This window comes from Dialister micraerophilus (assembly GCF_947090205.1).
Lineage (GTDB): Bacteria > Bacillota > Negativicutes > Veillonellales > Dialisteraceae > Dialister > Dialister micraerophilus.
In genome coordinates, this window is the sequence record NZ_CAMUNF010000003.1 from 56,876 (window position 1) to 70,586 (window position 13,711).

Here is a 13,711-nt window from a genome sequence, read left to right on the forward strand (position 1 = left end):
CACTTATGATTACTTTTGATAATGTATCTATGCAATATGATAGCAAGCATACTGCACTAAGGAATATTAATATAAAAATAGATAAAGGTGAATTTGTATTTATTGTAGGACCTAGCGGTGCTGGAAAATCAACTTTTGTTAAAATGTTGACACATGAACTTACACCTGCAAGCGGAAAAGTTATTGTAGACGGTGTGGATATTACAAATCTTAACAGAAGTGAAGTACCGTATTATCGCAGAAAATTAGGTATAGTTTTTCAAGATTTCAGACTTTTACAAGAAAAAACTGTTTTTGAAAATATTGCATTTGTTCTCCGTGTAACAGGAACAAAAAGTAAAGAAATAAAAGAACGTGTAGCGAAAGTTTTGAGTCTAGTAGGATTGAAAAATAAAGCTAATGATTATCCTTCTAAATTATCCGGCGGAGAACAACAGCGTATAGCTATAGCAAGAGCATTGGTAAATCAGCCGTTGCTTCTGATAGCAGATGAACCTACAGGAAATCTAGATCCTGTTATATCTGAAGAAATCATGGAACTTTTTAATCATATAAACCATATGGGTACCACTATAATTATGGTTACACACAATAAAGAATTAGTTAATTCCATGCATAAAAGAGTTGTGAGTATTGAAGATGGATTAATTGTAAATGATGTAAAGAAAGGTGGCTATGACATTCATGTTTAGTTCTTTAGCTTACTTTTTAGCAGAAACAACAAAGTCGTTGTTTCGAAATAGATTTATGACGATGGCGTCGATTTTAACTGTAACTTTATCCATGTTTATATTAGGAACTTTTTTGTGTGTAGTTTTAAATATTAATCATATGGCATCTTATTTGGAAGATCAGGTTGAAATGAGTGTATATATGAAAGATGGTCTTACCACCTCACAAGTTATGGATATTGGTAAAAAGTTAAAAGCTCTACCTGAATTGAAAGAAATAAAATTTACAAATAAAGATCAAGCAATGGCAGAATTTAGAGAACGTATGGGAGAACAGTCAGGATTACTTGACTCAATAAATGGAAATCCCCTGCCTGCATCATATAGAATATCTTTTTCAAATCCTGAAGCACTTAAAAAATCTGTAGACATTGTAAAAAAATATCCTGGAGTAGACGGAGTACAGTATGGACAGGATATTATTGAGCAATTATATAAAATTGCGCAGATTATTCGTATTAGCGGAATTATTTTAATGGGATTTTTGGCGGCAGCCGAATTATTTATTATTTCAAATACTATAAGATTGACAGTGTTTGCAAGACGTAGAGAAATACAAATAATGAAATATGTAGGTGCAACTAACGGATTTATAAGATGGCCTTTTATTTTCGAAGGAATAGTAATAGGATTTATAGGTTCAGTTATAGCATCAATTATTTTATGGCAAGGGTATCAGTATGTAGTAAATGCTATTTTTAACGCCGGACTTGTGTTTGTTCCGACAATTAATGTTTTTCCTTTTATGTTTTATGTTGCAGGTATAATTATTTTATTTGGAATAATTATAGGTGTATTGGGCAGTGCTATTTCTTTAAGAAAATATATGAAGGTATAATATGAATAAAAGAAAGAAAATATTAATTGCAGTATTAATAGGTTCACTTACATTTTCATCTTCAATGTATAGTGTATTTGCTGATGATTTAGAAAACGAATTATCAACAATACAGAGTCAAATTGATGAATCAAGATCGACTCAAGCTTCTTGGCAATCTATTATTGAGGAAGTAAGTACAAAATTACGTGCAATACAAGCTGAATTGGATAGTGCAACACAAAAGCTTAAAGATATAGAAAAACAAAAAAATCAAATTAATGAACAAATAAAACAAACTGAAAATGAAATACAAAAAGCACAAAATGAATTGGTAAAACGTCAAAATATTTTAAATAAACGTGTACGTGCAATTTATATGAACGGACAATTGAGTTATTTGGAAGTAATTGTAGGATCGAAAAATTTCAGTGATTTTGCCAATCGTGTTGAATTGTTAAAACGAATAATACGTGCAGATTTTAATCTTATAAAAGATATACAACAACAAAAAGCAGGAATTGAAGCCAAAAAATTTGAACTTGAACTTAAACATAATGAGCTTGAAAAATTAGCACAAGAAGCGAAAAAGACTACAGATGAGATAGCAAAGAAAAAGAGTGAACAGCAGGACGTATTAAATGAAGCAAAGACTCATAAAGATGCTGCACAACAATTAGAAAACGATCTTTTGGCACGTAGTGAACAAGTTAGAGAGATGATTAATGAAAGAGTTCGTCAAAGACAAACTCAGTCGCAACAATCAGGCGGTAGTTATACTCAAGGGACAGGTGCTTTGAGTTGGCCTTGTAACGGTCCGATTACATCTCCATTTGGATATCGTGTACATCCTATATTCGGTACGACAATTTATCACTCCGGAATAGATATAGGTGTAGATTATGGAACTCCTATACATGCTGCAGATAGCGGAACCGTTATTTATGCGGGTTGGATAGATGGATACGGAAACACAGTAATTATCGATCATGGAAATAATATTACTACGTTATACGGGCACAATAGTTCACTTGCAGTTAGTGACGGTCAAAGTGTATCTAAAGGTACTGTAATAGCATATGCAGGTTCCACAGGTAATTCTACAGGACCGCATTGTCATTTTGAGGTACAAGTAGGAGGATCGGCAGTAGATCCTATGGGATACCTATAATGATTAAATTTGCAAAAAAATATAATTCTTTATTTAATTTTATTTTAGGAATTTTAGGCGGAATACTAATTTCATTATGTATTATTTTTATCAGTGTAGGTAATCCGAAAGAACTAGTTGAATTTCTGAAAAATTATAATATTATAAAAAGATACTATTATCGAGATGTTTCAGATAAAGAATTATTTGAAGGCGCATTAAAAGGTATGACGAAATCTTTAAATGATCCATATTCAATATTTTTAAATAAGGATGAATATTCAGCTTTATTACAAGAAACAAATGGAGAATATTCCGGAGTTGGAATAATTTTAGGAAAAAATAAAAATGAAGATATTGTTGTTATGGGAGTTCTTGAGAATAGTTCGGCAAAGCAAAATGGTATATTAAACGGAGATATTATTTTAGAAGTAAATCGGAAAAGTATATATAAAAACGATTTGTCACAAGTTGCATCTAAGATAAGAGGTAAAGCAGGAACTGAAGTTTTTTTGACTGTAAAAAGAAACGGTATTGAAAAAGAGATTAAATTAGAACGAAAAGATATAAATTTACCTACCGTAAAAAGCAATATGGCAACTGATACTATAGGATATATACATATTTATTCTTTTGGAACAAGAACATCGGATGAAGTTAAATCAGCACTATCAGATTTAAAAAGTAAAGGTGCTAAAAAATTTATTATTGATTTACGCATGAATCCTGGAGGGATAATAGATTCCGTTGTAGATGTTTCAAATCAATTTCTTCATGAAGGGACTGTTGTAAGTTATTGTCCTAAAAATGGAAATGAAAAAATTTATAAAATAGATGGTGTAAAAACTTTTTATCCTATTGTCGTTTTAATTGATAAATATAGTGCAAGTGCTTCTGAAATTTTTGCAGGTGCAGTTCAAGATAAAAAAGAAGGTATTGTAATAGGAGAAAAAAGTTTCGGAAAGGGAACCGTACAATCTATAATAACCAATTCTGACGGAACAGCACTTAAGGTTTCTATAGCAGAATATAAAACTGCAAAAGGTAGAAAAATTGACAAAATAGGAATTGAACCGGATGAAAAGGTTGAACAAAAGGGAGAAATTTTTAATTTTGAAACTGATTCGGTTTATAAAAGAGCTGTTGAAATTTTAAATAATGAGCCTTAAAAATATAAATAAATATTTTTCTGAAGGTATTCAATGAATATCTTCAGTTTTTTTATATTGATAGCGGAAGTATAGAATATTTGTGATAAAATATAATTATAAGAAGTGATAATAATACATAATTACAATAATAAATATGAAGGAGTTAATAATGTTTATAGATAGAGCACGAATTTTTGTTGTATCAGGAGCCGGTGGAGACGGAATGGTTTCATTTCGTAGAGAAAAATATGTTCCACGTGGAGGTCCTAGCGGTGGAGATGGAGGTAAAGGAGGTTCTGTAATTTTACGAGCTACCTCAAACATAAATACGTTGATGGCATTCAGACGTCGTAAAAAATTTGTTGCCGAACGTGGCGAAAGAGGCGGACCGAAAGATATGTTCGGTAAAATGGGTAAAGATTGTATAATTGAAGTTCCATTAGGAACTGTTGTTTATGATGCAAAAACAAATGAATTGCTTGCAGATATGACTAACGAAGGACAAGAAGCAATTTTAGCTAAAGGCGGTCGCGGAGGAAGAGGCAATTCTCACTTCGCAACAAGTGCCGTACGTGCACCTATGTTTGCAGAAAAAGGTGAACCGGGAGAAGAAAAGGAACTTAAACTTGAGTTAAAAGTTCTTGCAGATGTAGGATTATTAGGATTTCCAAGTGTTGGTAAATCAAGTTTAATTCGTAAAGTTTCAGCCGCGCGTCCTGAAGTTGCAGAATATCATTTTACTACTTTAACTCCTGTTTTAGGTTTGGTAAGTTTGGATGAATCTCGTAATTTTGTTATGGCGGATATACCGGGTTTAATTGAAGGTGCAAGTAACGGAAGCGGATTGGGAGATCAGTTTCTTAAACATATAGAACGCACAAAACTGCTTATTCATGTATTGGATGCTGCCGGAAGTGAAGGTAGAGATCCTTTTGATGATTTTCACATAATTAATAAAGAATTGGCAATGTACAGTTCAGTATTAACAAAAAAGAAACAAATTGTTGCTGCTAATAAAACAGATTTAATTCAAGATAATAAAAAATTGGATGATTTATGTTCAAAAATCAAAGCTGAAGGATATGATATTTTTCCTATTTGTACATTGACCGGAGAAGGTATATCCGAATTGATGGAAGCTGTTTGGAAGATGTTGCAAGAAATACCTGAACAAGAAATACCAGCTCCAAACAGAACAATAGTTTATGAAATTCCTAAAATTGAATTTACAGTGGAATGTGTCGATAATGTATATAAAGTAAAAGGAAAACGTTTAGAAAAATTAGTTTCTATGACAAATTTTGATAATCCTGTATCATTACGTCATTTTGAACGCAGTTGGCATTTTATGGGACTTGACAAATTGCTTATAAAAGAAGGCGTAAAAGAAGGCGATACTGTAGATTTGTATGGATTTGAATTTACATTTTCAGAAAATAATAATGAAGATAAAGAAGGAGAATAAAATGCTTACTGGAAAACAAAAACAGTATTTAAAGGGTATTGCCTCTAAATTTCCGGCGGTAGTACAAATAGGTAAAAACGGTATTGAAGAATCTGTGATTGAAAGTATTTTTAGTGCACTTAAAGCAAGAGAGTTGATTAAGGTAAAAATTAATCAAAATTCTGTAGAAGATATAAATAATACTGCAAAGTTTTTATCTGAAAAATTATCCTGCGAATTAGTGCAAGTTATAGGAAGAAATTGTATTTTATTTAAGCAAAAAAAGGAAAAAAGTCATTATGAACTACCATGATGAATTATCAAGGCAGCGAATAAAAACCAAAAAAAAAATTGTCATTAAAGTTGGAACAAGTTCTTTAACTTATAAAAACGGTAAAGCAAATTTACAATTTATTGATCATTTAGTTTCTCAAATTGTAGATTTAAAAAATAGGGGTAATCAAGTTATTCTTGTATCTTCAGGAGCAATAGGAATAGGTTTACCGATACTCAGATTTGAGAAAAAACCTGATTTCTTACCCTATAAACAAGCTGTTGCTGCAGTTGGACAATGTGCATTAATGGGATTGTATGAAAACTATTTTCATAGATATGGACAAATTATAGGTCAAGTATTAATGACAAAGGGAGATTCTTTAAGTAGTAAAAGATATCTTCACATGAAGGGAACTTTAAGTTCTCTTCTTGAACTTGGTATTGTACCGATAATTAATGAAAATGATGCCGTAAGTGTTGATGAAATAAAAATAGGAGATAATGATACCTTATCTGCAATTGTTGCGAGTATATGTGAGGCGGATTTATTAATCATTCTTTCGGATATAGAAGGTATGTATTCAGAAGATCCTAAAAACAACCCTAAAGCCAAACTGATTCATGAAGTACCGCAATTTACACGTGAATTGTTTAAAATAGCAGGAAGTGCAGGTACCGCAAGGGGAACCGGAGGTATGTATACAAAAATGCAGGCTGTTGAAATTTGTGCACATTCCGGTATAGATACGGTAATAGCAAACAGCCATACAAAGAATATAATTTATAAATTGATGAATGGTGAAAGACTTGGAACGTATTTTATAGCAGATAATGTTCATCCACAATTAAAGCGTAGGAAAATTATAATAGGTTCAGAAATTAAAGGCAAAATACTTATAGATCAAGGATGTTATAATGCACTTATAAATAAAGGTTCAAGTTTACTTCCTGTAGGAATTATAGATGTAATCGGAACTTTTGAAGACGGAGATACTGTATCGGTTTATTTTGGAGAAAAGGAAATAGCCAGAGGAATATCTCATTATACAAGTCATGATATACAACGAATGAAAGGTTTTCATACGGAAGAATTGGATAAAATACTTGGTGAGCCTGCACCATATAATACAGTTATACATCGTGATAATTTGTTGATTATGTATTAAGGAGAAGCCGTATGACTGAAAATGAATTATTTTTAAATTTACAATCAGTTAAGCAAGCGTCTTTACAATTAATAAATCTTAGTGAAGTAAAGAAAAATAAAATACTTCAAGACATAGCGAAATTATTATTATTGAAAAAAGAAACTATATTAAGAGAAAATGCAAAAGATATAGAAAATGCAAAAATAAATGGATTATCGAATGCTATGATAGAAAGATTGGCATTAGATGATGCAAAACTTTCAGATATATCTATGAGCGTGAAAGCATTGATTAAATTATCCGATCCGTGTAAAAAAATTCGTGCACATAGTATTTTGAAAAACGGTATAGAACTTATAAAAACTACCGTTCCTTTTGGAGTTATTTCTATAATTTATGAATCACGTCCGAATGTAACAATAGATTCGGCAGCACTTTGTATAAAAAGCGGAAATGCATGTGTACTACGTGGAGGTAAAGAAGCTCATTATACGAATATAGCTTTAACTGAAATTTTACATGATGCATTAGTAAATCAAAATCTTTCAAAAAATATTGTGTATAGTTTGACTGATTCAAATCGTAAACTTGTACCGATTATTTTAAAAGCTAAAAAATATATTGATTTAGTTATTCCGCGTGGAAGTAGTAATTTAATTAAATTTATTACGGAAAACAGTATTGTACCGGTTATAGAAACAGGTAGCGGCGTATGTCATACCTATGTAGATAGCGAAGCTGATTTGGAAAAAGCGGTAAAAATTATTATTAATGCTAAAGTTCAGAGACCTTCGGTTTGTAATGCAATGGAAACTCTTTTAATACATAAAGACATTGCTGAAAAATTTATTAATAAAGTATTTCCTGAATTAATTAAAAATAATGTAGAAATAAGGGGAGATGAAACTTGTAAAAAGTTATATTCTTCAATTTCCGTTGCTACTGAAAAAGATTGGGAAACGGAATATAATGATTTAATTTTATCGGTAAAAGTCGTAAAATCTATGAATGAAGCTATTGAACATATACAAAAATATACAACTCATCATTCAGAATGTATTGTTACTGAAAATTTAGATAATGCAGCAAAGTTTATGAATAATATTGATGCTGCCGTTATATATATGAATGCTTCCACTAGATTTACAGACGGATTTCAATTTGGATTCGGATCTGAAATAGGTATAAGTACTCAAAAGCTACATGTAAGAGGTCCTGTAGGACTAGAAGATTTAGTAACGTATAAATATAAAGTATTCGGTAACGGACAAATACGAGAATGAAAATCAGTATTTTTACAAAAATAAAAAGTTTAATTCATTACTATATTAATACGGAAAAAGGAAAATTTGAATTATTTCATTATTTTCAGCTGTTTATTTATGGTAGTATAGTTGTAATTTTTATAGAAATGATTATTTAATTATGGAAAAGCGAATAGGTATATTTGGAGGCTCATTTAATCCGATACATATAGGACATTTAATTATTGCAGAAGCCGCATGTCAAAAATTTAATCTTGAAAAAGTGATTTTTATTCCGTCAGGCGATACGCCAAACAAAAGTATGCATAATATAAATAAATTTGTGAGATATGAAATGGTGAAGATTGCAATTGAAGATAACTATAAGTTTGATATTTCACCTATTGAAATTAATCGTAATGGGCCGTCATATACCGTTAATACAATACACGAATTAAAAGATATTATGAAAGAAAAATATAGAATATTTTTTATTGCGGGTTCCGATGCGATAGCAGATTTGCCTAATTGGAAACATAATATGGAATTATTGACATTATGTGATTTTATTTGCGTAGAACGTTCAGGTGATGAAAAATTGCTTTTAAAATCTATAATGTCTTTTGATGAATTGGGAAAAACCAAAATACATAGATTAAGAATACCTAAAGTTGATATTTCATCAACAATTTTAAGAAATATGATAAAAGATAATCGTTCAGTAAAATATTACATACCTGATAAAGTTATTGAGATTATACATAAATTTAATTTATATAAGTAAAAAGGGGATTTTTTCGTTGAATATAGATATTCAAAAAATACAAGAAAAATTGAAAACTAATTTATCTCATAAACGTTATATTCATTCAGTAGGGACGGCTGAAGTTGCAAAAAAATTAGCAATAAAATACAATGCAGATTCAGGAAAAGCTTATTTAGCCGGTTTATTGCATGACAGTGCGAAAGAAATTTCATTGGAGAAAATGAATCAGTTAATTGATTCTAAAGGTATTGCTTTTAATGATTTGGCAAGAAAGAGCAAAGCGATACTTCATGGACCGGCAGGAAGTATTTTAATCGAAGAGGAATATAATATTTTTGATGAAGAAATACAAAATGCAATATTTTATCATACAACAGGAAAGCCCGATATGAGTGTTTTAGAAAAAATTATATTTTTAGCTGATTATATTGAACCTTCAAGAGATTTTCCCGGAGTAGATGAATTAAGAAAAACAGCCGATCAAGATTTAAATAAAGCAGTAATTGCAGCATATAATTCAACAATAAAATTTTTACTGGATAAAAATGAATATATTTATGAATTAACATTTTTTGGGAGAAATTATTTAATTTGTGAACAAGATGATAAATATAAAAAATAGACGTTTAAAAGAAAGAAAAAATAAAAGTAAAATTAAATATAAAAAAATATTTATTTTTTTGTTATGCTTTATAATATTAATTTCAGGAATTTCTTTCGGTGTTTGGAAAGTAAAAGATAAATTATTTTTTTGGGAAAAACAAACTGAAGAAAAGCCGGTTTATTATTTGTTAATAGGTGAAGATGAAAATAAAAATGCTGATGCTATAGCCGTTGTATCACTTATAGATAACTCGGATGGATTTACAATTATTTCATTTCCTTCAAACACAAAAATAAACAATACCAAAGAAGATAAAGATGTTTTATTAAAAGAAACATTAGTTGAAAATGGAGCGGATGGAGTGAAATCTGCGATTGAAAATCTGTTGCATATTAAAATAGATAAATATGCTGTTTTCGATTATAATTCTTTTATTGAAAGTACGAAATTTTCAAAAAATTTTGATTTTTATGTCGAGAAACAGATGGAGCATACAGACTCAGAAGGAAATTATGATATTCAACTTAAACAAGGTTATCAACAATTAAGTAACTCCGAAATGTTGGCTTATATAAGATATATTGATGAACAAAATGAAATTGAGAGAATTCAGCACCAAGAAAGATTGGCAAAATCTTTAATAAGAAAATATGGTAATAATTTTTCATTTATAAATAAAATAGGAGCATATTATTTTTGGAAACCTAAAGAAAGTAATATTTCTTCGAAAGAAGCATCTGATTTTATATTGAAATTAATTAATAGTAAAGAAGAAAATTCAAATTTTGTAATTCTTCCCGGTGAAGAACAATTAATTAATAAAAATAAAGTTTGGATTGTAAATCAAAATGAATTGCAAAAAACTATTGCATTGACTTTAAACAAATGAGGGAGATTTTATGGATCAAATTGTAGAAACTATATGTAAAGCACTTTCTGAAAAAAAGGGTTTGGATATTAAAATTTTTCACGTTACCGATGTAACATCAATTGCCGATTATTTTATTGTTTGTACAAGTATGAATAAAAAACATGGACAATCTTTGGCAGATAATGTAGAAATAAAATTACAAAATGACGTAATACATGCACTCCATAAAGAAGGGTATAAAGAGGGTGATTGGATTTTGATGGATTTCAGTAATGTGATTTTACATATTTTTTCATATGAAGAGAGACAAAGAGTACAATTGGATCAATTATGGCAAGATGCGCCTATTGAAGTTTTTGAAGATAATGACGGTGTAAAATGAATGATATAAATGATTTGAATAAACAAGACTCTATTAAGGAAAATTCTATAGAGTGTCTTGAGGTTGTAAGAAAAAGTGATTTTGGTGCTTTTTTATCAGCCGGAACAGGAAATACATCGGATGATATTTTATTGCATAAAGGTCAACAAACTCGTGATGTTGAAATAGGAGAAAAAATAAAAGTTTTTATTTATAATGATAAACATCATAGATTAACTGCAAGTATGCATTTGCCACAGATTGAAATTAATGGAATAGGATATGTAGAAGTTATTTTAAAAACCAGATTCGGTGCTTTTGTAGATGTGGGTACTGAAAGAGGAATTTTTCTTCCGTTTACAGAAACTGAAGGTAAGATTGAAGTAGGACAGAAAATTTGGGTAAAATTATATTTAGATAAAACAGGCAGATTGGCAACAACTATGCATGTAGATAAAGAAATTTTAAAAATTGCCTCAAAATGTTATGGTATTAAAGTTGGAGGCAAAGTTGAAGGTACTGTTTATAATATTACCGAATCCGGTGCATTTATAATTACAAGGGAAAAGTGGATTGCATTTTTATATAAGGAAAATATGCCTAATGATTTAAAAATGGGACAAAAAATAATCGGTCGAGTAACATATATAAGAGATGATGGAAGATTAAATATTTCAATAAGACCGGTAAAAGAAAAAGCTATGAGCTTAGATGCGGAAAACATTTATGAATTTATGAAAAAAAATAACGGAGAAATGAAATTAACCGATAAAAGCGATCCTGTGATTATTAAATCAACTTTAGGAATAAGTAAAAGTGCATTTAAGCGTGCTATAGGGAATTTGCTGAAAGATAGAAAAATAATATTAAAAGAAGATAAAATTATTTTGTCGGATATGTAAAATCGGATATGTAAAAAAGCTTTTAATAGTAATGAGATTGAATTTATATCTCGTTTATACTATTAAAAGCTTTTTATTATATATTTCTATAAAGTCCGATTACTTTACCTCTTATAATTACATTTCTTGAAATAATCGGTTCATAATTATCATTTTCAGGTTTAAGTAAGACATAATCCGTTTTTTTATAAAAACGTTTTACTGTAGCATCTTCATTATCTACTAAAGCAACAACGATATCTCCATCATTTGCGGTATTTTGTTCAGAAACAATAAGATAATCACCTTCATAAATGCCTGCATTAATCATACTATCTCCACGAACAACAAGTATAAAACAGTTTCCGTTACTTCCAATCATTTCAGCGGGTAATGGAAAAACTGTTTCAATATGTTCATCTGCAAAAACAGGTTCTCCGGCTCGTACTGCACCCACAACCGGCATCGGCAACATTTTTTTTGATTTCCATGATTCGTTATGATCTATCAGTTCAATAGCACGTGAACTTGAGGGGTTTCTTTTTATAACACCAAGTTCTTCCAAGCGTGTTAAATATCCATGTACTGTAGATGTAGATTTTAAACCTACAGCTTGACAAATTTCTCTTACAGTAGGAGGAAAATTTGAGTCTTCAATTTTTCTTCGAATAAAGTCAAGTATACTTTGCTCACGAGAAGTAAGTTTACGCATAGTTTTTGTATTCACAACGACCTCCTATATAAATTATAGTATATTAATAATTATACTATAGTAAAAAAAATAATTCAAACACATGTTCCCGAACAAACATTTCAAAGCATATTGACCAAACAAATATTCTGGTATATAATAATTACAGAATATTTGTTCTGAGAAAATATGTTCTACTTGGAAGTGGTGAATTTCATGAAAAAAATAATAGTTTTTTTATTAATAAGTATATGTTTTTATGGATTTATAGTTAATGCATATACATTGCAAGAAAAGAAATACAAAGAAGTAATGATTGAAGAAAACGAAACTTTATGGGATGTAGCAAAACGTAATGTGGGAACTGATAAGGATATAAGAAAGTATATATATGAAATACAGAAAATAAATAAAATAGAAGATCCGGGAAAGATAATTCCGGGTAAAATTATAAAACTTCCTGAATAGTAAAAAGAACACTTGTTTGTTTGATTGCCGGTAGTGCTAAACAAACAAGTGTTCTTTTTTATGTTTTGTTAAAAATAATGGAAATAGGATTGTTAATAAATAAATCAGCTTCATTTATATAATGACGTACCATTTCAACAGAATGATGACGTGTTTGTTTCATTATTATTCGTTCTTCAATGCCGTTCATTGCCGCAAATGTTGCAAAACCATGTCGTAAACTATGAGCACCATATAATTCTTTTTGTAATCCTATTTTATTTACATATTTTTTTACAATTAAATTTACACTTTTATCACTTAATGCATTATCAGATGTTTTTCCATTTTTCAGTAAACGACGAAACAAGGGTCCTTTAGTGATATGTGCTTCTTTTATCCATAATTTAAGAGCAGAAACGGCACACATATTTTTATCTTCAAGATAGGGTATGCCTATAGTTTGTCCGGCTTTTTCTTGATCGGTTTTAGATTCTTTAACTGTAATTATAATACCTTGAGGAACAAATGTAATATCATTTAATTCTAAAGATGTTAATTCACTTCTCCTAAATGCACCCATAAAACCTAAAAGTAATATCGCTTTATCTCTTATATCGGTTAAGCATGATAAATTCATTGTAACTATTATTTTTTTCAAGTCTTCCCAATAAAGAGGAGTTTTACCTTTTTGCCGTGTACCTTTTTTTCGATTGAGTCCTATTAAAGCTTCCTTTATAATCCAATTTTTACAGGGATTATTTACGTTTATTCCTGAAGCTATAGCAGCATTGTAATTTTCGGAGATTGCACTTACACGTCTTTTTATTGTTGATGATTTCGCATAGTCAGCTAAATCATTTATATAATTAACAACAGTTTCCGAAGTTGCAGGAAAAGCAGAAAATTTATTATAAATACACCAATTGCAAAAGTCATCCCAATCTGATTCGTAAGCATTAATAGTATTTTCAGATTTTGTTTCTGAAAGTGTAGATAAGGATTTATTTGAAAGTAATGTACTGTTTATTATTTTTTTTAAATAGAAATGTTTGTTATTCATATTTTTACCAAGTTATTGTACAATTAGTTCCGATAATTTAAGATTATCGGAACTAATTGTACTTAG

The 13,711-nt window shown here is 29.7% G+C and carries 16 protein-coding genes; 14 read left to right on the forward strand and 2 right to left on the reverse strand.

The genetic code is table 11. The annotated features are described in order from the left end of the window. Positions 1-5 precede the first annotated feature (5 nt). From ftsE to P6922_RS02850, 13 genes are all read left to right on the forward strand, one after another. Complete coding sequence (ftsE, locus tag P6922_RS02790) at positions 6-692, forward strand: cell division ATP-binding protein FtsE (RefSeq protein WP_007554567.1); 687 nt, start codon at positions 6-8, stop codon at positions 690-692. Further along, entirely contained in the window at positions 685-1,569 is an 885-nt protein-coding gene (gene ftsX / locus P6922_RS02795) for a permease-like cell division protein FtsX (protein WP_007554582.1), read from the forward strand. Before ftsE ends, ftsX begins: the two co-directional genes overlap by 8 nt. Before the next feature lies 1 nt (position 1,570). Next, complete coding sequence (locus tag P6922_RS02800) at positions 1,571-2,719, forward strand: murein hydrolase activator EnvC family protein (RefSeq protein ID WP_007554577.1); 1,149 nt, start codon at positions 1,571-1,573, stop codon at positions 2,717-2,719. Continuing rightward, positions 2,719-3,867, forward strand: a complete 1,149-nt coding sequence (locus tag P6922_RS02805; protein WP_276874072.1) for a S41 family peptidase — start codon at positions 2,719-2,721, stop codon at positions 3,865-3,867. Before P6922_RS02800 ends, P6922_RS02805 begins: the two co-directional genes overlap by 1 nt. Positions 3,868-4,018: 151 nt before the next feature. Next, positions 4,019-5,314, forward strand: coding sequence for a GTPase ObgE (gene obgE / locus P6922_RS02810; RefSeq protein WP_276874074.1), 1,296 nt, complete (start codon positions 4,019-4,021; stop codon positions 5,312-5,314). Between the two features lies 1 nt (position 5,315). Next, a complete protein-coding gene (gene yhbY, locus P6922_RS02815) occupies positions 5,316-5,606 on the forward strand; it encodes a ribosome assembly RNA-binding protein YhbY (RefSeq protein ID WP_276874076.1) in 291 nt (96 codons plus the stop codon). Then, positions 5,593-6,735 carry a glutamate 5-kinase gene (gene proB, locus P6922_RS02820; protein ID WP_007554550.1) on the forward strand — a complete coding sequence of 381 codons (1,143 nt, stop codon included), beginning with the start codon at positions 5,593-5,595 and terminating at the stop codon, positions 6,733-6,735. Before yhbY ends, proB begins: the two co-directional genes overlap by 14 nt. Positions 6,736-6,746: 11 nt before the next feature. After that, entirely contained in the window at positions 6,747-8,000 is a 1,254-nt protein-coding gene (locus P6922_RS02825; protein ID WP_276874077.1) for a glutamate-5-semialdehyde dehydrogenase, read from the forward strand. A gap of 142 nt (positions 8,001-8,142) precedes the next feature. Further along, entirely contained in the window at positions 8,143-8,745 is a 603-nt protein-coding gene (gene nadD, locus P6922_RS02830) for a nicotinate-nucleotide adenylyltransferase (protein ID WP_276874079.1), read from the forward strand. Positions 8,746-8,761: 16 nt separating this feature from the next. Continuing rightward, a complete protein-coding gene (gene yqeK / locus P6922_RS02835; RefSeq protein WP_007554573.1) occupies positions 8,762-9,349 on the forward strand; it encodes a bis(5'-nucleosyl)-tetraphosphatase (symmetrical) YqeK in 588 nt (195 codons plus the stop codon). Further along, the gene (locus tag P6922_RS02840; protein ID WP_276874247.1) at positions 9,330-10,220 is read left to right on the forward strand and encodes an LCP family protein; all 891 of its coding nucleotides are present in this window, start codon (positions 9,330-9,332) and stop codon (positions 10,218-10,220) included. Before yqeK ends, P6922_RS02840 begins: the two co-directional genes overlap by 20 nt. Before the next feature lie 10 nt (positions 10,221-10,230). Then, complete coding sequence (rsfS, locus tag P6922_RS02845; RefSeq protein ID WP_276874082.1) at positions 10,231-10,584, forward strand: ribosome silencing factor; 354 nt, start codon at positions 10,231-10,233, stop codon at positions 10,582-10,584. Next, positions 10,581-11,465, forward strand: a complete 885-nt coding sequence (locus tag P6922_RS02850) for a CvfB family protein (RefSeq protein WP_276874084.1) — start codon at positions 10,581-10,583, stop codon at positions 11,463-11,465. The genes rsfS and P6922_RS02850 overlap by 4 nt, the downstream gene beginning before the upstream one ends. Before the next feature lie 76 nt (positions 11,466-11,541). On the opposite strand, the gene lexA is transcribed toward P6922_RS02850, so the two are convergent. Beyond that, positions 11,542-12,171 carry a transcriptional repressor LexA gene (lexA, locus tag P6922_RS02855; protein WP_276874086.1) on the reverse strand — a complete coding sequence of 210 codons (630 nt, stop codon included), beginning with the start codon at positions 12,169-12,171 and terminating at the stop codon, positions 11,542-11,544. A 180-nt stretch (positions 12,172-12,351) separates the two neighbouring features. Between lexA and P6922_RS02860 the strand changes: the two genes are divergently transcribed. Continuing rightward, on the forward strand, positions 12,352-12,603 hold the full coding sequence (locus P6922_RS02860; RefSeq protein WP_276874090.1) for a LysM peptidoglycan-binding domain-containing protein: 252 nt from the start codon (positions 12,352-12,354) through the stop codon (positions 12,601-12,603). 58 nt (positions 12,604-12,661) lie between these two features. Here the strand turns inward: P6922_RS02860 and P6922_RS02865 are convergent, their stop codons facing one another. Then, positions 12,662-13,645, reverse strand: coding sequence for a site-specific integrase (locus P6922_RS02865; RefSeq protein WP_276874092.1), 984 nt, complete (start codon positions 13,643-13,645; stop codon positions 12,662-12,664). Between the last annotated feature and the right edge of the window lie 66 nt (positions 13,646-13,711).

Coding starts and splice junctions, on each gene's coding strand:
- ftsE (WP_007554567.1), top strand. CDS start 6: ATGATTACTTTTGATAATGTATCTATGCAATATGATAGCAAGCATACT.
- ftsX (WP_007554582.1), top strand. CDS start 685: ATGTTTAGTTCTTTAGCTTACTTTTTAGCAGAAACAACAAAGTCGTTG.
- P6922_RS02800 (WP_007554577.1), top strand. CDS start 1,571: ATGAATAAAAGAAAGAAAATATTAATTGCAGTATTAATAGGTTCACTT.
- P6922_RS02805 (WP_276874072.1), top strand. CDS start 2,719: ATGATTAAATTTGCAAAAAAATATAATTCTTTATTTAATTTTATTTTA.
- obgE (WP_276874074.1), top strand. CDS start 4,019: ATGTTTATAGATAGAGCACGAATTTTTGTTGTATCAGGAGCCGGTGGA.
- yhbY (WP_276874076.1), top strand. CDS start 5,316: ATGCTTACTGGAAAACAAAAACAGTATTTAAAGGGTATTGCCTCTAAA.
- proB (WP_007554550.1), top strand. CDS start 5,593: ATGAACTACCATGATGAATTATCAAGGCAGCGAATAAAAACCAAAAAA.
- P6922_RS02825 (WP_276874077.1), top strand. CDS start 6,747: ATGACTGAAAATGAATTATTTTTAAATTTACAATCAGTTAAGCAAGCG.
- nadD (WP_276874079.1), top strand. CDS start 8,143: ATGGAAAAGCGAATAGGTATATTTGGAGGCTCATTTAATCCGATACAT.
- P6922_RS02840 (WP_276874247.1), top strand. CDS start 9,330: ATGATAAATATAAAAAATAGACGTTTAAAAGAAAGAAAAAATAAAAGT.
- rsfS (WP_276874082.1), top strand. CDS start 10,231: ATGGATCAAATTGTAGAAACTATATGTAAAGCACTTTCTGAAAAAAAG.
- P6922_RS02850 (WP_276874084.1), top strand. CDS start 10,581: ATGAATGATATAAATGATTTGAATAAACAAGACTCTATTAAGGAAAAT.
- P6922_RS02860 (WP_276874090.1), top strand. CDS start 12,352: ATGAAAAAAATAATAGTTTTTTTATTAATAAGTATATGTTTTTATGGA.
- P6922_RS02865 (WP_276874092.1), bottom strand. CDS start 13,645: ATGAATAACAAACATTTCTATTTAAAAAAAATAATAAACAGTACATTA.